Origin of the sequence: Streptomyces sp. NPDC047022 (assembly GCF_040644155.1) — a bacterium.
GTDB lineage: Bacteria > Actinomycetota > Actinomycetes > Streptomycetales > Streptomycetaceae > Streptomyces.
In genome coordinates, this window is the sequence record NZ_JBEYVV010000020.1 from 19,031 (window position 1) to 40,357 (window position 21,327).

19 protein-coding genes are annotated in these 21,327 nt (G+C 71.7%); 9 read left to right on the forward strand and 10 right to left on the reverse strand.

Features of this window, described 5'->3' with window-relative positions:
• Positions 1–2: 2 nt before the first annotated feature.
• From ABZ845_RS20830 to ABZ845_RS20840, 3 genes are read right to left on the reverse strand one after another with little or no spacing between them, the layout of a single operon-like run.
• Positions 3–1,763, reverse strand: coding sequence for an L-aspartate oxidase (locus tag ABZ845_RS20830; protein WP_360981749.1), 1,761 nt, complete (start codon positions 1,761–1,763; stop codon positions 3–5).
• Positions 1,760–2,863, reverse strand: a complete 1,104-nt coding sequence (gene panC, locus ABZ845_RS20835; RefSeq protein WP_360981751.1) for a pantoate--beta-alanine ligase — start codon at positions 2,861–2,863, stop codon at positions 1,760–1,762. The genes ABZ845_RS20830 and panC overlap by 4 nt, the downstream gene beginning before the upstream one ends.
• Positions 2,860–3,786: a DUF2520 domain-containing protein gene (locus ABZ845_RS20840; protein ID WP_360981753.1), complete on the reverse strand. Its 927-nt coding sequence runs from the start codon at positions 3,784–3,786 to the stop codon at positions 2,860–2,862. The genes panC and ABZ845_RS20840 overlap by 4 nt, the downstream gene beginning before the upstream one ends.
• A 255-nt stretch (positions 3,787–4,041) precedes the next feature.
• Here ABZ845_RS20840 and ABZ845_RS20845 point away from each other — a divergent pair, with 255 nt between their 5' ends.
• Together ABZ845_RS20845 and ABZ845_RS20850 are read left to right on the forward strand one after the other, a co-directional pair.
• Positions 4,042–5,262 (forward strand): beta-eliminating lyase-related protein, encoded by a 1,221-nt coding sequence (locus ABZ845_RS20845; RefSeq protein WP_360981755.1) that lies wholly within the window; start codon positions 4,042–4,044, stop codon positions 5,260–5,262.
• A 182-nt stretch (positions 5,263–5,444) separates the two neighbouring features.
• Positions 5,445–6,551 carry a DUF5937 family protein gene (locus ABZ845_RS20850; protein ID WP_360981757.1) on the forward strand — a complete coding sequence of 369 codons (1,107 nt, stop codon included), beginning with the start codon at positions 5,445–5,447 and terminating at the stop codon, positions 6,549–6,551.
• A 17-nt stretch (positions 6,552–6,568) separates the two neighbouring features.
• Here ABZ845_RS20850 and ABZ845_RS20855 read toward each other — a convergent pair whose 3' ends face one another.
• From ABZ845_RS20855 to ABZ845_RS20865, 3 genes are all read right to left on the reverse strand, one after another.
• On the reverse strand, positions 6,569–7,201 hold the full coding sequence (locus ABZ845_RS20855; RefSeq protein WP_360981759.1) for an AAA family ATPase: 633 nt from the start codon (positions 7,199–7,201) through the stop codon (positions 6,569–6,571).
• Between the two features lie 45 nt (positions 7,202–7,246).
• Positions 7,247–7,918 (reverse strand): response regulator transcription factor, encoded by a 672-nt coding sequence (locus tag ABZ845_RS20860; RefSeq protein ID WP_360981761.1) that lies wholly within the window; start codon positions 7,916–7,918, stop codon positions 7,247–7,249.
• Positions 7,919–8,021: 103 nt separating this feature from the next.
• The gene (locus ABZ845_RS20865; RefSeq protein WP_360981763.1) at positions 8,022–9,233 is read right to left on the reverse strand and encodes a sensor histidine kinase; all 1,212 of its coding nucleotides are present in this window, start codon (positions 9,231–9,233) and stop codon (positions 8,022–8,024) included.
• Between the two features lie 445 nt (positions 9,234–9,678).
• On the opposite strand from ABZ845_RS20865, the gene ABZ845_RS20870 reads away from it, so the two are divergent.
• Positions 9,679–10,698 carry an SAM-dependent methyltransferase gene (locus ABZ845_RS20870; RefSeq protein ID WP_360981765.1) on the forward strand — a complete coding sequence of 340 codons (1,020 nt, stop codon included), beginning with the start codon at positions 9,679–9,681 and terminating at the stop codon, positions 10,696–10,698.
• Here ABZ845_RS20870 and ABZ845_RS20875 read toward each other — a convergent pair.
• The 3 genes from ABZ845_RS20875 to ABZ845_RS20885 all read right to left on the reverse strand — a co-directional run bounded on the left by ABZ845_RS20875 (position 10,663) and on the right by ABZ845_RS20885 (position 14,868).
• Positions 10,663–11,814 (reverse strand): NADH-quinone oxidoreductase subunit D, encoded by a 1,152-nt coding sequence (locus ABZ845_RS20875; RefSeq protein WP_360981767.1) that lies wholly within the window; start codon positions 11,812–11,814, stop codon positions 10,663–10,665. The genes ABZ845_RS20870 and ABZ845_RS20875 overlap by 36 nt on opposite strands.
• A 163-nt stretch (positions 11,815–11,977) precedes the next feature.
• Entirely contained in the window at positions 11,978–13,366 is a 1,389-nt protein-coding gene (locus ABZ845_RS20880; RefSeq protein ID WP_360981769.1) for a hypothetical protein, read from the reverse strand.
• A 374-nt stretch (positions 13,367–13,740) separates the two neighbouring features.
• Positions 13,741–14,868 carry an alpha/beta hydrolase-fold protein gene (locus ABZ845_RS20885; protein WP_360981771.1) on the reverse strand — a complete coding sequence of 376 codons (1,128 nt, stop codon included), beginning with the start codon at positions 14,866–14,868 and terminating at the stop codon, positions 13,741–13,743.
• A 201-nt stretch (positions 14,869–15,069) separates the two neighbouring features.
• On the opposite strand from ABZ845_RS20885, the gene ABZ845_RS20890 reads away from it, so the two are divergent.
• From ABZ845_RS20890 to ABZ845_RS20915, 6 genes are all read left to right on the forward strand, one after another.
• Positions 15,070–16,908, forward strand: coding sequence for a phosphatidylglycerol lysyltransferase domain-containing protein (locus ABZ845_RS20890; protein WP_360981773.1), 1,839 nt, complete (start codon positions 15,070–15,072; stop codon positions 16,906–16,908).
• A 153-nt stretch (positions 16,909–17,061) separates the two neighbouring features.
• On the forward strand, positions 17,062–17,922 hold the full coding sequence (folP, locus tag ABZ845_RS20895; protein ID WP_360981775.1) for a dihydropteroate synthase: 861 nt from the start codon (positions 17,062–17,064) through the stop codon (positions 17,920–17,922).
• Positions 17,919–18,422, forward strand: coding sequence for a nuclear transport factor 2 family protein (locus ABZ845_RS20900; RefSeq protein WP_360981777.1), 504 nt, complete (start codon positions 17,919–17,921; stop codon positions 18,420–18,422). The genes folP and ABZ845_RS20900 overlap by 4 nt, the downstream gene beginning before the upstream one ends.
• A 261-nt stretch (positions 18,423–18,683) precedes the next feature.
• Positions 18,684–19,043 carry a dihydroneopterin aldolase gene (folB, locus tag ABZ845_RS20905; RefSeq protein ID WP_360981779.1) on the forward strand — a complete coding sequence of 120 codons (360 nt, stop codon included), beginning with the start codon at positions 18,684–18,686 and terminating at the stop codon, positions 19,041–19,043.
• Entirely contained in the window at positions 19,040–19,651 is a 612-nt protein-coding gene (gene folK, locus ABZ845_RS20910; protein ID WP_360981781.1) for a 2-amino-4-hydroxy-6-hydroxymethyldihydropteridine diphosphokinase, read from the forward strand. Before folB ends, folK begins: the two co-directional genes overlap by 4 nt.
• A gap of 46 nt (positions 19,652–19,697) precedes the next feature.
• Positions 19,698–20,180 carry a DUF3180 domain-containing protein gene (locus ABZ845_RS20915; RefSeq protein WP_360981783.1) on the forward strand — a complete coding sequence of 161 codons (483 nt, stop codon included), beginning with the start codon at positions 19,698–19,700 and terminating at the stop codon, positions 20,178–20,180.
• 489 nt (positions 20,181–20,669) lie between these two features.
• On the opposite strand, the gene folE is transcribed toward ABZ845_RS20915, so the two are convergent.
• Entirely contained in the window at positions 20,670–21,275 is a 606-nt protein-coding gene (gene folE, locus ABZ845_RS20920) for a GTP cyclohydrolase I FolE (RefSeq protein WP_360981785.1), read from the reverse strand.
• Between the last annotated feature and the right edge of the window lie 52 nt (positions 21,276–21,327).

Sequence of the window (21,327 nt, forward strand, 5' to 3'; positions counted from 1 at the left end):
TGTCACTGCTCCTGGAGAGGCCGGGTCGTGGGGGTCTCCCCGGTCCGGGCGGTGCCCGGGGCATCGGGGAGGGTCGGGGGAAAGTCTGCTGTGCCGGTGGTGCGGACGGCCAGCGTCCGGTCCGGATTCAGCCGTACGACGATGTGGCGGCGCCAGCTCGTGTCGTCCCGTTCGGCGTGGTCCTCGCGCCAGTGGCAGCCGCGGGTCTCCGCGCGCAGCAGCGCGGCGGCGACCAGGACACGGGCCACGCACAGGAGGTTGGTGCTCTCCCAGGTGTCGACGCCGGGCTCGGACGTCTTGCCGTTCTCGAAGAGGGCGTCACGCGCCTCGCCGTGCAGCCGGTGCAGGCGGTCCGCGGCCTCCTGGAGCGACCGCTCGGACCGGAGCACTCCGGCGCCCTCCGTCATGATCCGCTGGATGGTGAAGCGGTCCTCCGGGGCGAGCAGCGGGTGCACGGGCTGCTGCGGGTACGGGACGGGCTCGGGAACACGCTCCTGGAGGCGGCCCTCCGTCCGGCCCCGCGCGATGTCCGCCCCGATGCGCTCGGCGTAGACCAGGCCCTCCAGAAGGGAGTTGGAGGCGAGCCGGTTCGCGCCCTGGACGCCCGTGCAGGCCACCTCACCGCACGCGTACAGGCCCGGCACGGTCGTCCTGCCGTACTGGTCGGTGCGCACGCCACCGGAGGCGTAGTGGGCGGCCGGGGAGACCGGGATGGGCTCGGTGACCGGGTCGATGCCATGGGCACGGCACGCCGCGAGGATCGTCGGGAAGCGCTGCTCCCACATGTCGGCGCCGAAGTGGCGGGCGTCGAGGAACATGTTCTCGGCGCCCCGCTCCTGCATCCGCCGCATGATGCCCTTGGCGACGATGTCCCGGGGCGCCAGCTCGGCCAGCTCGTGCTGTCCGACCATGAAGCGCACCCCGTCCGCGTCCACCAGGTGGGCGCCCTCGCCGCGCACCGCCTCCGAGACGAGCGGCAGCTGGCCCTCCGCGTCGGTGCCCAGGAACAGCACGGTCGGGTGGAACTGCACGAACTCGAGGTCGCTGACCTCGGCGCCCGCGCGCAGGGCGAGCGCCACGCCGTCGCCCGTGGAGACCGACGGGTTGGTGGTCGCGGAGAAGACCTGGCCCATGCCGCCGGTCGCGAGGACCACGGCGGGGGCGTGCACGGCGCCCACCCCGTCGTGCTGACCCTCCCCCATGACGTGCAGGGTCACGCCCGCGGTACGGCCCTGGGCGTCCATCAGCAGATCCAGGACCAGCGCGTTCTCGATCGTGCGCAGTCCGTGCGCGCGCACGGCTTCCACGAGCGCGCGGGAGATCTCCGCACCGGTCGCGTCGCCGCCCGCGTGCGCGATACGGCGGCGGTGGTGGCCGCCCTCGCGGGTGAGCTGGATGGTGCCCTCGTCGTCGGTGTCGAAGTGGGCGCCGGTGGAGATGAGCCGGCGGACGGCGTCGGGGCCCTCGGTGACCAGGATGGGCACGGCCTCCTCGTCGCACAGGCCCGCGCCCGCCACCAGCGTGTCGTCCAGGTGCTGTTCGGGGGTGTCGCCGTCGCCGAGGGCCGCCGCGATGCCGCCCTGGGCCCAGCGGGTGGAGCCGTCGTCCAGGCGTGCCTTGGTGACGACGACCGTCCTCAGGCCCGCCGCCTGACAGCGCAGGGCCACGGTGAGACCGGCCACGCCCGAGCCGACGACCACGACGTCCGCGGAGATGGCCCAGCCTGGTTCGGGTGCGTGCAGTCGTATGCCTGTGCCGGTCACGAGGCGGCTCCATGGGGTGCGTGGGATGCAGGGGGCGTATGAGGGTCGACGGATTCGGGGACTGCTTCGAAGGGCTCAGGTGCTCCGGGGGAAGCGACTGCTCCGAGTGACTCGGGCACTCCGAAGGAGAGGGGGATGTTGTCGATCAGCCGGGTCGTCCCGACCCGGGCGGCGACGGCGAGGACCGCCTCCCCCGTGAAGTCGTCAGCGATCTCCGTGAAGTCCGACGGATCGACCAGGGCCAGGTAGTCCACCGCCAGCGGCGGGTCCAGCCGGGCGGCCTCGTCGAGGACCATCCGGGCCGTGGCGCGTACGGCGGCGGGACCGCCGGGCGCGGCCTTGGCGACCGCGTTCGCGTCGGCCGCGGCGCGGGACTCCCCTATCGCGCTCAGGGCCTCAGCGCGCGCGTGCGTGGAGGGCACTTCCCGGGCTCGCGCGCGCAGCGCCTCCTGGGCGGCATGGCGGTCGCGGCCCGCGAACAGGGCGCGGGAGAGGGCGAGCGCGGTGCGCCGCTCGTCGGGTGACAGGTAGCGGTTGCGGCTGGAGAGGGCGAGGCCGTCGTGCTCGCGCACGGTGGGCACGCCCACGATCTCCACACCGAAGTTCAGGTCGCGCGCCATCCGCCGGATCAGGGCGAGCTGCTGGGCGTCCTTCTGTCCGTACAGCGCCGTGTCGGGGCGGGTGAGATGGAGCAGCTTGGCGACGACGGTGAGCATCCCGTCGAAGTGGCCGGGGCGGGAGGCCCCTTCGAGACGCTCGCCCATGGGGCCGGCGGAGATCCTCACCTGGGGCCGGCCGCCGGGGTAGACCTCCTCGACGGAGGGGGCGAACACGGCGTCCGCACCGGCCTGTTCGGCGATCTTGAGGTCGGCGTCCAGGGTGCGGGGGTAGCGGTCGAGGTCCTCGCCCTCGCCGAACTGCAGCGGGTTGACGAAGAGGGTCACGACCACCTCGCCGTCCCGTCCCGCGATCTCGCGGGCGGAGCGGATCAGCGTGGCGTGGCCCTCGTGCAGGGCGCCCATGGTCATCACGACGGCACGGCGGCCGTTCCTCGCGCGCGCGTGCAGTTCACCGGCGGTACGCAGCAGGGTGATGGTCATCGGGCGTCCCCTTCGGTGCCGTTCCCGTTGGCGAGTACCCCGAGGAGGTCCTCAGCCAGCTCCGGCTTGAGCAGTCCATGGGCCAGGGCCCGGTCGGCGGTCGCGCGGGCCATCGCCAGATAGCCCGCGACGGTCCCCGGGGAGTGCTTGCGCAGCTCGGCGACGTGGGCGGCGACCGTGCCCGCGTCGCCGCGCGCCACGGGGCCGGTCAGGGCGGCGTCGCCGGAGCGCAGAGCGTTGTCCAGGGCCGCACCGAGGAGCGGGCCGAGCATGCGGTCGGGCGCCTCGACACCCGCCGAGCGCAGCAGCTCCATCGACTGGGCGACCAGCGTGACCAGGTGGTTGGCGCCGAGGGCGAGGGCCGCGTGGTACAGCGGACGCATCTGTTCGGCGATCCACTCGGGCTCGCCGCCCATCTCGATCACGAGCGCCTCGGCGGCCAGCCGCAGCTCCTCGGGCGCGGTGACCCCGAAGGAGCAGCCGGCCAGCCGCTGGACGTCGACGGGGGTACCGGTGAAGGTCATCGCGGGGTGCAGGGCGAGCGGCAGCGCCCCGGCGCGCAGGGCGGGGTCGAGCACCTTCGCGCCGTAGCGGCCGGAGGTGTGCACGAGCAGCTGACCCGGCCTTACCGCCCCGGTCTCGGCGAGGCCCTCCACAAGGCCCGGCAGTGCGTCGTCGGGCACGGTCAGCAGGACCAGCTCCGCCCGCTGAAGGACTTCGGCGGGCGCCACGACCGGCACATCGGGAAGCATCAGTGCCGCTCGTCGCCGTGAGGCGTCGGAGACTCCGGAGACGGCCACCGGGCGATGCCCGGCGAGCTGAAGCGACGCGGCGAGCGCGGGGCCGACCCGGCCGGCGCCCACCACGCCCACGGTGAGCCGCGCGGGGCGGTCCTTGGGATCTGGCTGTTGGAATGTACTCACTCGACGGTGGCCTTCCCGTTCCAGTCCGCTCTGGGTACCGGACGATTTCTCGTCATGTTAACGCTATCGGTTCCCGGGCCGGCGGGCCGTCCACAGGCTGTGGTTTCCCGGGGGCCCCGGCGGACAGGGGATCCCCGGTCGGGAAGGCGCGGGAAGGCGCGGGAAGGCGCCGAGAACCCGGATGCCGGGCAGGTCGGACGTGGGCCATCATCCGGGGTGAGGGTGTGGACGAGCGCGGCGAGGACTGAGGGGAACATGACAGGGACGAACGAACCGAGCGAGCAGCCCACGGCCGGGAGGGAAGCGGAGCCCCCGACGCCGCAAGAACTGCGCCGCCTGCGGCGGGAGCGCCGGATCGCCGCCGTCCGGGACGCCGAGCGCGCCCTCGCACGGCCGGGGTTCCTGGGGACCCTGCGGCAGCGGCTGGCACTGCTGGACGGCGTGGGGGACCTGTACGACCTGGACGAGGACGGGGACCTCTACGGGTCGGGGGTCGTCGAGGCGCTGGAGGAGAAGGTCGCCGGGCTGCTCGGCAAGGAGGCCGCCGCCTTCTTCCCGACGGGGACGATGGCCCAGCAGATCGCGCTGCGGTGCTGGGCCGGCCGCACGGGGAACGCGACGGTGGCCCTGCACTCCCTCGCCCACCCCGAAGTGCATGAGCGGAAGGCGTTCACCGAGGTCAGCGGGTTGCGTCCGGTGCGCCTGACGAGCGAGTCCCGGCTGCCGACCGCCGACGAGGTGCACGACTTCGAGGAGCCCTTCGGCGCGCTGATGCTGGAGCTTCCCCTCAGGGACGCCGGTTTCGTCCTGCCCGCCTTCGAGGAGCTGACCGAGGTGGTGCGGGCCGCCCGCGAACGCGACGCGGTGGTGCACTTCGACGGCGCGCGCCTGTGGGAGAGCACGGTGCACTTCGGCCGGCCGCTGGACGAGATCGCGGGCCTCGCGGACAGCGTTTACGTGTCGTTCTACAAGTCCCTCGACGGTTACGGCGGCGCGGCGATCGCCGGCCCCAGGTCGCTCGTGGAGGAGGCGAAGACCTGGCGGCACCGCTACGGCGGCAATGTCTTCCAGCAGTTCCCGACGGCGCTGTCGGCCCTCGCAGGTCTGGAGCGGGAACTGCCCCGGCTGCCCGAGTACGTGCACCACGCGCGCGTGATCGCCGCCGCGCTGCGCGAGGCGTTCGCCGAGAGCGGGGTGCCCTGGTCCCGCGTGCACCCCGCCCAGCCGCACACCCACGAGTTCCAGGTCTGGCTTCCGTACGCCGAGGACGTCCTCGCGGAGGCCGCCCTCCGCCAGGCCGAGGAGACCGGCACCCTTCTGTTCGCGGACGCCTGGGACCGCGGGGGCCCGGACCTGGCCTTCACCGAGGTGTCCGTACGGGCCGCGGGACTGACCTGGACAGCGTGCGACGTGAAGACGGCGGTGGCGGAGTTCGTGAAGCGCATCGCGGACGCCGAGAGCCGGGCGGACCGGTAGAGGGGCGCGCGAAGCACGCTCCCGAGAGGCGCGGGGCCCTGTCGACATGCGGCTCTGCCGCGCGGGCGCGAAAGCCCACGACGCACCGGCGCTCGTGGACGAACCACACCCGAGCGGAGCCCACACCCGAGCGAAGCGTCGAGCGAGGCCCGGTTGTCAGTGGCACGGTGCACCATGAGGTCATGAGCGTGCGGATCGACATCACCGGGCTGCGGCAGGAGCAGGTCGCCATCGTGCCCTCCCCGCTGGCCGAGCTCGGGATGGCCCTGCACGCGCTCTCCGAGCCCGGCCACCACCCCGGGCTGCAGGGCTGGGCCACCAGCGTGTCCTGCGGACTCGACGCGCACCTCGCCGACCAGATGTGCGAGGCCGACTTCCTGTGGTGCACGACGTTCTCCGACGTCTTCCTGCCGTACGCGGGCATACCTGGCGGAAACACGCTCCCCGGCGCCACCCTCGCCGAGGAACTGGACCTGCTGGACAAGCTCAGCGACGAGCAGTTCGTGGACGCGGCACTGGAGTTCACCTGCGCGCTGCCGTACAGCGAGCCGGGCCGCACCGCGCTCACCGACCCCGAGACCCGGCGTCGCACCCTGGAGCTGGCCGCTGCGAGGGGGCCGCGGAGCCTGCTGTTCAGCGAGCGGCTGCTGGCCGACCCGCCGCGCACCCGGGCCTGGCTGCGGCAGTTCCTCCAGGACTGCGACGCGGCGTTCTTCGCGGACACCTGGTCCCGGCTGCGCCATCAGCTCGCGGCGGACGCCCGCCACAAGACGGACCTCCTGCGGCGCAAGGGCCTGGCCGAGGTGCTGAGGTCGGTGTCGACGGCGGTGGAGCTCGACGAGGCGGCGTCCCGGATCACCGTGGACAAGCTGGGCGAGGACCGTACGGCCACGGCGGGCGGCGGTCTGCTGCTGGTCCCGACCAGCCTGGGATGGCCGCATCTGATGGTGCTGCACCGGTACGGCTGGCAGCCCGTGCTGCACTACCCCGTCGGCTCTCCGGAGATGGCGGCACCGCCGTCGCTGGAGCAGCTGACGCTGCGGATGGCCGCCCTCTCGCATCCTGTGCGCATGCGCATCTGCCGCAGCCTCGCCCGCACGGCGTTCACCACGGGCGAGCTGGCCCAGGCCCACGGCATGACGGCACCGGAGATATCCCGGCACCTGAGCGCCCTGAAGAAGGCGAACCTGATCACCACCCGCCGCCGGGGCCGGTACGTGCTGCACCAGCTGGACGTGACCGTGGTGGCCCGGCTCGGGAGCGACTTCCTGGAGGGAATCCTCCGGTAGGGGGCACCGGGAGGTGGTCAGTCGAGGCGCATGTGCCGGAACCCCACCCTCGCCTGCCGAAGCCGGGTCCGCAGGACGCCGTCGTTGTTGGGCCTGAGCGTCAGCCCGGCGAGCACGGCGATCCGGTCGGCCGTCTTGGGCACCGTGGAGTGGTCCGTCCACAGATGCTCGGCGAACTCCGGCTCACGCAGCCGCTCCAGGCAGCGGTCGAGCTGCTGGACGGCCCAGCTCTCCCTGCGCAGCGGGGCGTCCTTTCCGGCGACGTACTGGAGAAGGTGTCCGAAGCCACGCTCCCGAAGCCGCCTCAGTACGGTCTCGCGCTCGGCGAGGAGCGCGAAGTGCCGTACGTCGTGGCCCAGTTCGGTCAGACGGCCCACGGTCTCACGGAAGCAGTCCCTGTCGGTGACGGTCATGGGGACGATGACCACGCCGTCACGCTTGCTCAGTGCCAGGTCGAGGACCTCGACCACGCCCTGCCGCCAGGACGCCAAGTCCTGGAAGTCGCCGCGCAGTTCCGGCGGCAGCATCCGGCGCAGCCCGAAACCGGCGTGTTCCGGGTCGCAGATGACGCTGCCGGGCAGACGTCGCTGGATCTCGTGTGCGGTCTGTGTCTTGCCGCCCCCGAAGGGGCCGTTGATCCACAGGAGCATGCGCCGACCCTAGTGGGCGCGGGGAGGCCGGGGGCGCCCGGTGACTCAACCGTGTCCGCCGGCCCGTACGAGACCGGTCTCGTAGGCGAGGACGACCACCTGGACACGGTCCCTGAGCGCCAGTTTCGTCAGGATGCGGCCGACATGGGTCTTCACGGTGGCCTCGGACAGCACGAGCCGCGCCGCGATCTCCCCGTTGGACAGCCCTTGCGCGACCAGCACCATGACCTCGCGCTCGCGGTCGGTGAGCCGTTCCAGCTCCTTGTGCCGGGGCTCCGTGGTGCCGCCCGGCAGCATCGGCGCGAACCGGTCGAGGAGGCGGCGTGTGGTGGACGGCGCGACCACGGCGTCGCCGCTGTGCACGGAGCGGATGGCGGTCAGCAGCTCACCGGGCGGCACATCCTTGAGCATGAAGCCGGAGGCGCCCGCCTTCAGACCCGAGAACGCGTACTCGTCCAGGTCGAAGGTGGTCAGGATCAGCACCTTCGGGGGGTTGGGCTCCGAGCAGATGCGGCGCGTGGTCTCCACCCCGTCCAGCTTGGGCATGCGGACGTCCATGAGGACCACGTCGACCTCGGTGGCACGCAGCACCTGAAGGGCCTCGACGCCGTCTCCCGCCTCCGCCACGACCTCCATGTCCGGCTGGGCGTCGAGCACCATCCTGAACCCGGTGCGCAGCAGCACCTGATCGTCGACGAGCATCACGCGGATCGGCATGGCGGGGGTCCTCCGGTCGGCCTTCGGTATGGGGGCTGGGCTGGTTGGGCTGGGTGGCGCGGCGCGGGCCAGGGTGGTGGCACGCGCCGCCGGGGTGCGCGGGTCAGTGGGCCGGTTTCAGCGGCAGCAGGGCGCTGATGCGGAAGCCTCCCCCTGGGCGGGGTCCCGCGTCCAGGGTGCCGCCGACCATACCGACGCGCTCGCGCATACCGATCAGTCCGTGGCCCTGGCCGTCGACGCCGCCCTCCTCGTAAAGCTCGTGCGGGGCGCCCTTGCCGTCGTCCTCGACCAGCAGCCCGAGTCCGTCGTCGAAGTAGACCAGGCGCACGCTCGCGCCCGCATTGGGCCCGCCGTGCTTGCGGGTGTTCGTGAGCGCCTCCTGGACGATGCGGTACGCCGTCAGCTCCACGCCGCTCGGCAGCGGGCGCGGGGTGCCCTCCACCTTGAAGTCGACGGGCAGCCCCGCGCTGCGGCACTGCTCGACGAGTTCGTCGATCTGTTCGACGTCGGGCTGCGGAACGTACTCCCCGGCCTCCGTGTGCTCGCCGGTGCGCAGCACGCCGAGCAGGCGGCGCATCTCGGCGAGGGCCTGACGGCCGGTACCGGAGATCGTCTCCAGGGCCTTCTTCGCCTGCTCGGGAGCGGTGTCCAGGACGTACGCGGCACCGTCCGCCTGCACCACCATCACCGACACGTTGTGGGCGACCACGTCGTGCAGCTCACGGGCGATCCGGGCGCGCTCGGCGGCCACCGCGACCTTGGACTGCGCCTCGCGCTCCTTCTCCAGCCGGGCGGCTCGCTCCTCCAGCTGCGCGAGGTAGGCGCGGCGGGTGCGCAGCGAGTCGCCGAGGACCCAGGCGAGGGCGAAGGGCACGGTCTGGAAGATGGCCAGCGCCACGTTGGCGAGGACTCCTGAGCGCCCCTCCGACCAGCGCAGCTGCGAGAGGGTTCCGGCGGTCAGACCGACGGCCAGGGCGGCGCGGGAAGCCCAGCGGGCACCGTCCGCCGCGACCGTATAGATGATCACCAGCATCGCGAAGTCGGAGAGCATGGGCTGCTGGTCGAGGATCAACTGGACGGGGCCCATCGCACCGGCCACGACCAGCATCGTCTCGGGCATACGGCGGCGCAGCGCGACGACCAGGGACAGGACGGCGGAGATCGCGACCCCCGCGGTGAGCGATGCGTGGTGGTACGTCGCCCCCTGGACCTGGAGGTTGGTCAAACTCACGCAGGAGAGCCCGAACAGGACGACGGCCCAGAAGCTGTCGACCCACGTGGGGTGTCTGCGGAGAAAGTCATAGAGGCGCTGCACGTAACCCAGAGTAGGGAAGTGCGCTGTGTACATGGGTCAACCGGAGGGCCGATCCGGGGCGGACACGCGTACTCCGCAAGGTGGATGTCCCGTGATACCGGACGGTTGGGGCGCATTGCGGTGCGTTGTCGCGTGCGCGGGCTTTGGGGTGGGGGCGCCTGTGCGGCGGGGCGGCGGGGTGGTGGGGCTGCGCCCCGGTCGGGGCGGTGCCGCTGCCGCTCTGACCTGCGGGTTCGTCGTGGGATTCGCGCAGTTCCCCGCGCCCCTGGTCGGGACGCACCCGTACGTCCTCGCCTGCCGGTCCGTTGTGGGATTTCGCGCAGTTCCCCGCGCCCCTGATCGGTGCGTCTTGGGCTGCGGGTCCGTCGTGGGGATTCGCGCAGTTCCCCGCGTCCCTGACGCACGCGCCTCTGGTTCAGGTGGAGGCCGTGTTTAGCCTGGCGGCATGGTTGATCAGGGTGTGTGGCGTGGGTGGCGGGTGGCCGGGGACGAGGCGTTGTACGGGGTGGGCGGGTTCTACCGGCGGCCCGAGGGGCCCGCCGGGCACTTTCGCACTTCTGTGCATGCCTCGCCGCTGTTCGCGGTTGCCGTGGCTCGGCTGCTGTGCCGGGTGGACGAGGCGCTCGGGCGGCCCTCCGAGCTGGCGTTCGTGGACATGGCGGCCGGCCGTGGCGAGCTGGTCACCGCCGTCCTCGACGCGCTGCCGCCGGATGTCGCGCCGCGTACGCGCGCGTACGCCGTCGAGATCGCCGACCGCCCCGACGGCCTCGGCTCCCGGATCGAATGGCTGCATGAACCCCCGAGGGAGATCGAGGGGCTGCTGTTCGCCAACGAGTGGCTGGACAACGTACCGCTCGACGTGACCGAGGCCGGCCCGGACGGAGTGCCCCGGCTGGTCCTCGTACGGCGGGACGGCACCGAGCGGCTCGGGGAGCCGGTCACCGGCGCCGACGCGGAGTGGCTGGAGCGCTGGTGGCCGCTGTCCGCCGAGGGGTTCCGCGCCGAGATCGGTCTGCCCAGGGACACCGCCTGGGCCTCCGCGGTCGCCTCCGTGAGCCGGGGGCTCGCCGTCGCCGTCGACTACGCCCACCGCGAGGGCGCCAGGCCGCCCTTCGGGACGCTCACCGGGTTCCGCGCGGGCAGGGAGACCGTTCCCGTGCCGGACGGCTCGTGCGACATCACCGCGCATGTGGCACTGGACGCGTGTGCGCTCCCCGGTGCACGGCTGCTGACCCAGCGCTCGGCGCTCGGCGCGCTCGGTATCACCGGCGCGCGTCCGCCGCTGGCGCTCGCGTCCACACACCCGGCGGCCTATGTGCACGCCCTCGCCCAGGCCGGGTCCGCCGCCGAACTCATCGCTCCCGGCGGTCTCGGCGACTTCGGCTGGCTGCTCCAGCCCGTCGGAATTACGGGCTCCGCTCTCGGAGGGCTACTTGTCGATGTCCCCGACCACGAAGAACATTGACCCCAGGATCGCCACCATGTCGGCGACCAGGGTGCCCGGCAGCAGTTCGGTCAGCGCCTGGATGTTGTTGTACGAGGCGGAGCGCAGCTTGAGCCGGTACGGGGTCTTGTCGCCCTTGCTGACGAGGTAGTAGCCGTTGATGCCGAGCGGGTTCTCGGTCCAGGCGTAGGTGTGGCCCTCGGGCGCCTTGAGCACCTTGGGCAGGCGCTGGTTGACCGGTCCGGGCGGCAGCTGGGCCAGCCGGTCCAGGCAGGCGTCGGCCAGATCGAGCGCTACGTGCGTCTGCTCCAGGAGGCACTCGAAGCGGGCCAGGCAGTCGCCCTCCTGCCGGGTGACCACCTTCAGCGTGTCCTGGAGCTCCGGGTAGGCCAGGTACGGCTCGTCGCGGCGCAGGTCGAAGTCCACGCCCGAGGCCCGCGCGATCGGCCCGCTCACCCCGTACGCGTGGACGGTCTCCGGAGCCAGGGTGCCCACGCCTCGAGTGCGCCCGCGGAAGATCTCGTTGCCGAGCACCAGGTCGTCGAACCGGTCCATGCGGGAGCGCACATCGGAGACGGCCGTACGCGCGCGTGCCGTCCAGCCCGCGGGCAGGTCCTCCTTGAGGCCGCCCACGCGGTTGAACATGTAGTGCATACGCCCGCCGGAGATCTCCTCCATGACGTTCTGGAGCTCCTCGCGCTCCTGGAAGGCGTAGAAGACCGGGGTGATGCCGCCCAGCTCCAGCGGGTACGAGCCGAGGAACATCAGGTGGTTCAGCACCCGGTTCAGCTCCGCGAGGAGCGTGCGCATCCAGACGGCGCGCTCGGGGACCTCCATGCCGAGCATCCGCTCCACGGCGAGGACCACGCCCAGTTCGTTCGAGAAGGCGGAGAGCCAGTCGTGGCGGTTGGCGAGCATGATGATCTGGCGGTAGTCGCGCGCCTCGAACAGTTTCTCCGCGCCGCGATGCATATAGCCGATCACCGGCTCCGCGTGCACGATCCGCTCTCCGTCCAGCACGATCCGCAGTCGCAGCACGCCGTGCGTGGACGGATGCTGGGGGCCGATGTTGAGCACCATGTCGGTGCTCTCCGTGGCGCCGCCGATCCCGACCATGGTCTCCGTCTTGGGAGTCATGCACACAGTCTGTCGTACATGCCCTGCGGCATGAATGCGGGGACCGCGCCACGGGCGGCGGTATGTCCCGGTCTGCGGGTCCGTCGTGGATTTCGCGCAAAGGGAAGGGCGGCGGCACATGGTGTGCCGCCGCCCCTCGCTCGCGTTTCCTGCCGGACCGGGTTCAGGACGCCGCGGTGCGCAGGCCCTGGATGTCGATCTGTTCCGTCTCGTCGTGGGCCGTCAGGTCGATGACCTGGCCGACGGCCTGCACCTGCGGGGCCAGGGGCTTGAAGCCGGACTCGGACTCCGCCTTGTGCACCGCGAGTGCCTCCTGTCCGACGACGTCGGCGAGGTCCTCGTTCTGCACGGACTCCATGGCCTCGTGCGACTTCTGCGTGCCGAAGAAGTCGAAACCGCCCTCGACGGTGGGGCGCCGCCGTGGCGGCGTCTGCGGTGCGACCGCCACAGCGGTCGGCACCGTGAAGTGCCCGCTGGAGTGCGCGGGCTTGGAGGCGATCGGCTCGGCCGGCTCGGTCTGCTCAGCGGTCACGGCGGCTTCAGCGGCCTCGGGCGCCTCGGCAGAACCGGGCTGTCCGCCGCCTCCGTCGCCCGGGCCGTCATTCCCGGGCGGGGTGTGTGCGGAAGGGGCCGCGGAGTCCGTGCGGGCCTCCTCGTCGCCCCGAGGAGCGGCTTCCCGCTCCGTCGCCGCGCCCGCCTCGGCAGAGGCTTCCGTGTCCGAGGCGAGGGGGTTCTCCTCCGAAGCGCCGCCCTCCGGAGCGCCGCCCTCCGGAGCGCTGTCTTCCGGAGCGCTGTCTTCCGAAGCGCCGTTCTCCGGAGCGCCGCCCTCCGTCGTGGTGTCCTCCGTCTCCTGCGGCGCCTCGTCGTCGGCGTCCCCCATCAGACGCACCAGCGCCGAGCCGGCCCGCAGGAAGAGCGCGGAGCCCTCCGGTGAGAACGCACGCGAGGCCCCTGAGCCGGCGTCGGTGTCCTTCTCAGGCTTGGTCTCCTGGTCCGGCTCCGGCTCCGGCTCCGCCGCTTCCGGAGCGGATGCCTTCGTACGATCCGTGCCGCCGTCCCTGTCCGCGTCCGCCGCGGGCAGCGCCCGCGCGGAGGGCGTCGTGTCGATCGCCAGCAGGCGCCGTCCCTCCAGGGCGCTCGCGCGCTCCGTCTCCGCCGTGGCGTACCGCCGCAGCAGGGCCGCGTGCTCGTTGCGCAGGTTGGCCAGCTCGGTGCGCTTGGCCCGGAGCTTGTGCTCCAGCTTGATGCGCAGCTCGCGTGACTCCTCCAGGTCGGTCTCCAGCTCGGCGACCCGCTCCTCGTGCTGCCACTCGTCGCTCGCCCGCGCGCGCATGAGGTCGGCGACGCGTTTACCCGCGGCCACGTCCCAGCTGCGCATGACGAACGCGCCTACAGCCGTCGTCACCGCGGCAGCCGCGGCCAGCCCACGGAGCACCATCGGCTCCGTGAACAGCCAGGGCCCCGCGGCGCAGAAGACCGAGACGCCGGCGATCACCGAAGGAGGCAACAGCCTGTGCAAGGGCGGAGAATGGCGGTGACGTCCACGTGGCATGGCCAGAAACTTACCGCGCGTAGGCGAATGATGGTGCCCCACCCGGTAAAAAGACGTCTACCCGAGGCCTTCACGGCGCCCCGGCGCCCGGGAAAGGGAACTTTCGCCTCCCGAATGCACCCCGGTCCGCGTCCGCGCGCATTCCCTTCGGACGCCGAGGCGCCATGACCGCTCACGGAGCCCCGACGCCGAGAGCAAGATCGTCTCGGGCCGGAGGCGGGCGCCGACCCCCCGCACCACCAGCGCCTCCGGAGCGCCGCCGGGGAACGGTCGCGGCGGCGCCGGAGAACGGTCGGAGCGTCCTCAGGGCGCCTTCAGGGCGCCTTCATCCGATTGCCCTGAATTCCGGCGGCGCGTCGCGCATTCGCCGCCGCTCAGCGATCGCTGAGCCGCTCGCTCAGCCACTGGAGTGCCGCCGGGATCTCCCGCCGCCAGGTGTTGTAGTTGTGACCGCCGCTGTCGAGGATGATCGACGAGATCCGGGTCGGCTTCTTGGTCTGTACCTGCTGTATGAACTTCTGCGTCGCCTTGTAGTTGTTCTCACCGACCCGGCTGCTGCTGACGAGCAGCGAGGTGTCGGACGCCGGCAGGTGATTGACGCACCACATGAGGTCGGCGCGGTTTTGCAGGTCCTTGTTCTTGCGGAAGAGATCGCCCGTGGTCGGGTCGATCGGCGCCTTGTAGTACGGGGACAGGCCCGCCCCGGCCGCGTACACGTCCGGGTGGTGCATCGCCAGCTTCAGCGCGCAGTAGCCGCCCGTCGAGTCGCCGATGACACCCCAGCTGCCGGGCCTCTTGCCCACCCGGTAGTGCGACGTGATCGTGCCGGGGAGGTCCTTCGCGAAGAACGACTCGGTCTGCGGCCCGCCCGGCACGTCCACGCACTCGGTGTCACGCGGCGGGGCCACGGTCGGGCGCATCATCACCAGGATCATCGGCTGCATCTTGCCGCTCTTGGCCAGATCGTGCGCCCTCTGGGGGTACTGCAGCCCGGTGATGAGCGCTTCCGCCGTACCCGGGTAACCGGTGAGCACGACGGCCGCCGGGAACGTGTGGGTGCGGTACTGCGGCTGGAAGTACTCCGGCGGGAGGTACACGTACGCGTGCGTGGCGATGTGCGTCGAAGGGCCCACTATGTCGACCTTCTGGATCTGGCCGCCGACCTCCTTGCGCGCGCCGCCCTGAACGGACACCCGCTGCGCGCTGATCACCTGGAGGGGATCGCCGCTCGCACCCCCGGCCCCGTGGTCGACGACCAGGCCCTGCTCCTTCTCCTGGCCGAACAGATCGGCCCAGCTGGCGTAGAACCCGAACTCCTGGTTGGAGGCCAGCGCGACCGAAGCGAAGACGGTGAGCTGAGTGGCGAACAGCAGACCGATCCGGCCGCTGACGGCCCGCCAGCCGCGCCTCGCCAGCCGCGGCCAGAGCAAGACCGTACCGACGAACAGAAGCACGGCGAGTGTGACCGCCAGCACCAGCACCTTGTTGCTCGTGAGACCCATCAGCTCTTCCCTGACTGCGCTTTCCGCCCCGGGCGGGCCCACGCCTTCGCGCTGACTTGCCCCGGACTTTCCTTCGGTTTTGAACCGGCTTTGTGATGGGGAGTGAACCTCTCTCCCCAAGACACCGTCCTAGAGGGCGCAATGTCGCCGGATGCCCGAATGGCGCCGGACTCAAGGTCTCTCGCAGAACTACGGGATGCGATGTCTGTCAGGATAGATGGGGAAAAGTCAGGTCAGGTTCCGGAGCGATCTGCGGTACGCCGCATACTCCGCGGCCCTCGCCCAGAGGTCGTCCCCGCGCTGATCGCCGGGGCCTGCACGATCGTGGGCCTCCTGGACATCGCCGCGGGCGTGTTCCCGCGCTTCCGGCACAGCCGTATGCACCGCATGGTCGAGGTCCTGCCGGGCTCGCTCGGTCCGTTCGCCGCGGCCCTGTCGCTGAGCGTCGGCATCCTGCTGCTGCTGCTCGCGCACGGACTGCGGCGGCGCAAGCGCCGGGCATGGCGCGCGGCCGTGCTGCTCCTCCCGGCGGGCGCCGTGTCGGAGTTCGTCTACCGCCACTCGGCGATCGGCGTCCTCATCTCCGTCGCGCTGCTGGTGCCGCTGCTGATCCACCGCGATGAGTTCGCGGCCCTGCCCGACCCGCGCAGCCGCTGGCGGGCACTCGCCAACTTCATCCTGATGAGCGCCGGCTCCCTCGGCCTCGGCCTCGTCATCGTCAGCGTGCACCCGCACCGCATGGTCGGCGACCCGAGCCTGTCGGACCGTATCGAGCACGTCCTGTACGGCCTGTTCGGGTTCGAGGGCCCGGTCGACTACACCGGCAACGCCTCCTGGACGGTGGGCTTCTCGCTCGGCGCGCTCGGACTGCTGACCGCGATCACCACGATCTACCTCGCTTTCCGGCCCGAACACCCGGCCGCCCGCCTCACCGAGGAGGACGAGACGCAGCTGCGCGCCCTGCTGCAGAAGCACGGTGCCCGCGACTCCCTCGGCCACTTCGCCCTGCGCCGCGACAAGGCAGTCGTCTTCTCGCCCAGCGGCAAGGCGGCTGTCACCTATCGCGTCGTGTCGGGTGTGATGCTGGCCAGCGGCGACCCCATCGGTGACGTGGAGGCGTGGCCCGGCGCCATCGAGCGCTTCATGGACGAGGCGAAGGCCCATTCCTGGACCCCCGCGGTCATGGGCTGCTCGGAGACGGGCGGCGAGGTGTGGACCCGGGAGACCGGCCTGGACGCCCTCGAACTGGGCGACGAGGCGGTGGTGGATGTCGCGGATTTCTCCCTCTCTGGGCGTGCGATGCGGAACGTGCGCCAGATGGTGAAGCGCATCGAGCGGGCGGGCTACGAAACGCGGGTACGGCGTATCCGTGACCTCGGCGAGGGCGAGCTCGACCGCATACGCCGCGCCGCGGAGGACTGGCGCGGCACCGACACCGAGCGCGGCTTCTCCATGGCCCTCGGGCGCATCGGCGACACGGCCGACGGTGACTGCCTGATCGCCACGGCCCACAACGCGGACGGGGAGGCGGGCCCGTACGGGGATCTGAAGGCCGTTCTGCACTTCGTGCCGTGGGGCAAGGACGGGGCTTCCCTCGACCTGATGCGCCGCGACCGCTCGGCGGACCCGGGCATGAACGAACTGCTGATCGTGGCCGCGCTCCAGGCCGCCCCGAAACTCGGCATCGAACACGTCTCGCTGAACTTCGCGATGTTCCGCTCCGCCCTGGCACGCGGCGAGAAGATCGGCGCCGGTCCGGTGCTGCGGGCCTGGCGCGGGCTGCTGGTCTTCCTCTCCCGCTGGTTCCAGATCGAGTCCCTGTACAAGTTCAACGCGAAGTTCCAGCCTCGCTGGGAGCCGCGCTTCGTCGTGTACGCCCACTCCCGCGACCTGCCGCGCATCGGCTTCGCGGCGATGCAGGCGGAGGGGTTCGTGAACCTCGCGCTGCCCCGCCTCCTGCGCCGCTCGGCGCCGGCTCCCCGGCCCTGCGCTCACAGCGTCGCGGAGCGGGGAGTCCATACGGCGAGCCGCCCCGCCTGACCCGCGGGACGCCGGGAACGCCGAGGCGGGGCGGGCCACGAGCCACGCCGCCGCTCCGGCCCCCGGCCGCACCGGGCCGTCGTCCCGCCTGGGGGGCGCCGGGTGCCCCCCACGCGGCCGAACGGGGGGCCACCGGGGGCCTACGCTGAACGTATGAGCACGAAGACCGGGCGGGGCCACGTGACAGGGCTTCCGACATGGGACCGCTGTGCGGTCATGGGGGTGGTCAATGTCACCCCCGACTCCTTCTCCGACGGCGGTCGCTGGTTCGACACCACCGCGGCCGTGAAGCACGGCCTCGACCTGGTCGCCGAGGGCGCCGACCTGGTCGACGTCGGCGGTGAGTCCACGCGCCCCGGTGCCACCCGCGTGGACGAGGCCGAGGAGCTCAGGCGCGTCGTCCCCGTCGTCCGCGGCCTCGCCTCCGAAGGCGTCACGGTGTCCGTGGACACCATGCGTGCCCGTGTCGCCGAGCAGGCTCTCGCCGCCGGCGCCGTTCTCGTCAACGACGTCAGCGGCGGCCTCGCCGACCCCGGCATGATCCCGGCCGTGGCGGCCTCCGGGGCCCCGTTCGTGGTCATGCACTGGCGCGGCTTCCTGGAGGGAGGCAACGTCAAGGGCGTGTACGAGGACGTCGTCACCGAAGTAGTCGATGAGCTGCACGCGCGCGTGGAGGCCGTCCTGGCGGGCGGCATCGCGGCCGACCGGATCGTCCTCGACCCCGGCCTCGGCTTCTCCAAGGAGGCCGGGCACGACCTCGCCCTGCTCGCCCGGCTCGACCGTCTGCGCTCTCTGGGGCACCCCCTGCTGGTGGCCGCCTCCCGCAAACGGTTCCTCGGCCGGGTCCTGGCCGGTCCCGACGGCGCACCGCCGCCCGCACGCGAGCGGGACGCCGCCACGGCCGCCGTCTCCGCGCTCGCCGCGCAGGCCGGCGCCTGGGCCGTACGCGTGCACGAGGTACGGGCGACGGCGGACGCCGTACGCGTCGCGCGCGCCATCGAAGGAGCCCGGTGAGCACCGCCCACACCGACGTCGAACAGGTCGAGCAGGCCAACATCGCCTTCTACGAGGCGATGGAACGGGGCGACTTCGACGAAGTGTCCTCGCTCTGGCTCGCGCCCGCCGACCTGGGCGTCGACGAGGAGTACCACGACCCGGCGGCCACCGGCGTGGTCTCCTGCATCCACCCGGGCTGGCCCGTGCTGACCGGCCGCGGCGAGGTCCTCAGGTCGTACGCGCTGATCATGGCGAACACCGATTACATCCAGTTCTTCCTGACCGACGTCCATGTCTCCGTGACCGGCGACACCGCCCTGGTGACCTGCACCGAGAACATCCTCAGCGGCGGCCCCGCCCCCGAGGAGGGCGCCGAGCTGGGGCCGCTCGTCGGCCAGCTGGTGGTCGCCACGAATGTGTTCCGCCGCACTCCCGACGGCTGGAAGCTCTGGTCGCACCACGCCTCCCCCGTGCTGACGGAGGCCGGCGAGGAGGAAGAGGACGAATCCCCCGGATGAGGGCGGGGTCAGCCGCGCCGGATTGGGTAGGCGGCCGGTAAGTGGTCGGAATCACCTACTCCTGGGTACGGAGCGGCTGCCACCCCGCAACCCGCCCTGTTCCCCAGGGGAAACGCTCGACGAACCCGCATGAGCGTCGCGGGGGCGCACGCCCCCGCGCATGGGCGGTGTCAGTGCTCGCAGGTAGATTCGTTCGAGGCCGGTGTACCGACCTCACCCGGTGAGAACCTGCCGCTACCGACGATTGCAGGAGTGATTCGCGTGGATCGTGTCGCGCTGCGCGGCCTCAAGGCCCGCGGGCACCACGGCGTGTTCCCCAAGGAGCGCGAGGAAGGCCAGACCTTCATCGTGGACCTCGTCCTGAGCCTGGACGCCCGGCCGGCCGCGGCCGACGACGACCTGTCGAAGACCGTGCACTACGGCATCGTCGCGGAGGAGGTGGTCGCGCTGATCGAGGGCGAACCCGTCGATCTGATCGAGACGCTCGCCGAGCGCATCGCCTTCTCCTGCCTCAAGCACGCCCCGGTCCTGGAGGTCGAGGTCTGCGTGCACAAACCGGACGCACCGATCACGGTCCCCTTCGACGACGTGACCGTCACCATCACCCGGAGCCGAGTATGACCGCATTCTTCACCGCGGGTCAGAGCGACCCGACCGTCCAGCCGGTGCCCTCGTCCGTGGTGGAGCGCGTGGACGCCGCCGACACGACCCTGCAGAACCCCAAGCTGGCCGTGATCTCGCTGGGATCGAACCTGGGCAACCGCCTGGAGACGCTCCAGGGCGCCATCGACGCCTTCGAGGACACCCCGGGCATGCGGGTCAAGGGGGTCTCGCCCGTGTACGAGACCGAGCCGTGGGGCGTGGAGCCGGGCAGCCAGCCCGCCTACTTCAACGCGGTGATCGTCGTGAAGACGACCCTGCCCCCTTCGTCCCTCCTGGAACGCGCGCACGCCGTCGAGGAGGCGTTCGACCGGGTGCGCGGCGAGCGCTGGGGGGCACGCACCCTTGATGTGGACATCGTTGCCTACGCGGAGGTCGTCTCAGACGATCCCGTCCTGACGCTGCCCCACCCGCGGGCCCATGAGCGGGCCTTCGTCCTCGCCCCGTGGTACGACCTGGACCGCGAGGCCCGGCTCCCCGGCCATGGCCCGGTGGCCGACCTGCTCACCGCCGTCACCCGGGACGGCGTGACGCCGCGCGGCGACCTGGAACTCCGGCTGCCCGAGTAGTCGTTAAGGTCTAACAGGCAGGGCTGTGGGCTGACGAAGGGGCATCGTGAAAGAGCTGCGCATCAGGACTCTGGCAGCGGTGTTCGTGGTGGCGGGAGTGCTGTCCTGGGCGGGCGCCCGGCTGTGGAGTTCTGTGGGCAGCCTGCCCCGGGTCCCCTTGGCCGCGCCCATCGTCCTCGCCCTGATCGCCGTGGTCCTGCTGGCCACGGCGCTCTCGCTCCGCTCCCGGCTCAGGGCCCAGCGGGAGCGGCGCCCCGGAGCCAAGGGGGTCGACCCGCTGATGGCGGCCCGTGCGGTCGTCTTCGGCCAGGCCAGCGCCCTGGTGGCGTCCCTGGTCTCCGGGATGTACGGAGGCACGGGCGTCTTCCTGCTTCAGTCCCTGGACATCCCCGCCGTCCGTGACCAGGCCATCTACGCCGGCTTCTCGGTCGTGGGCGGGATCGCCGTCATAGCGGCGGCGTTCTTCCTGGAGCGCGTCTGCAAGCTTCCGGAGGACGAGGACAACGACACCGCCGCGCGGGCGTCCTAGTCGGCGGGGTCACCTGCGGTGCGCTTCGGTGTGTGCGGTGCCCGGGCGATGGAGCCGTGTACTGGCGGGGTCGTCGTGTCTGGTCCGGCGGGTTGTCGTCTGCGGGTGCGCTGTGGCAATTCGCGCAGTTCCCCGCGCCCCCATCGACCGGGCTCCCGTCCGTTGTCGACTGCGGGTCCGCTGTGGCAATTCGCGCAGTTCCCCGCGCCCCCATCAACCCGATTCCGGTGCGTTGTCGTCTGTGGGTCCGCTGTGGTTCTCGCACAGTTCCCCGCGCCCCTGATCGATGCGCTCCGGGCCGTTGTGGGCTGCGGGTTGTCGGGGGGCATCGGCGCCTCCGTGGCGGAGTCGCGTGGCGGGCACAGCCCGACGCTCGGGGTGTGCCGGTGTGTCCTATAGGGGCGCGGGGAACTGCGCGAAATGCCACGGCGCACCCCGCGGACTACGACGTACGACAAGTCCCCTCACACAGCCAGCCCGCGCGGAGCGCTATCGCGCCATGATGAGGCTCATCGCCTCGTTCCGGGTGGCCGCGTCCCGCAACTGCCCCCGCACCGCCGACGTGATCGTCTTCGCCCCGGGCTTCCGGATCCCCCGCATCGACATGCACATGTGCTCGCACTCGACCACGACGATCACCCCGCGCGGCTCGAGTATCTCCATCAGCGAGTCGGCTATCTGCGTGGTCAACCGTTCCTGGACCTGCGGCCGGCGCGCATAGACGTCCACGAGCCGGGCCAGCTTGGACAGTCCCGTGATCTTCCCGCTGGTTGACGGGATGTAGCCGACATGCGCGACGCCCCGGAACGGCACCAGGTGGTGCTCGCAGGTGGAGAACACCTCGATGTCCTTCACCAGCACCATCTCGTCGTGGCCGAGGTCGAACGTCGTCGTGAGGACGTCCTCCGGCTTCTGCCAAAGCCCCGCGAATATCTCGCGGTAGGCACGAGCGACCCGGCCCGGCGTCTCGCGCAGCCCCTCGCGGTCCGGGTCCTCTCCGACCGCGATGAGCAGCTCGCGTACGGCGTTCTCCGCGCGCTTCTCGTCGAACTCGCTGATCGTGCCCTCGCCGTCCAGCGTCACCGGGTCGGTCATCTGGTGCCTCGTTCCTGCTCGTGCGACGCGCACGGAATACGCGCGTCGGGTG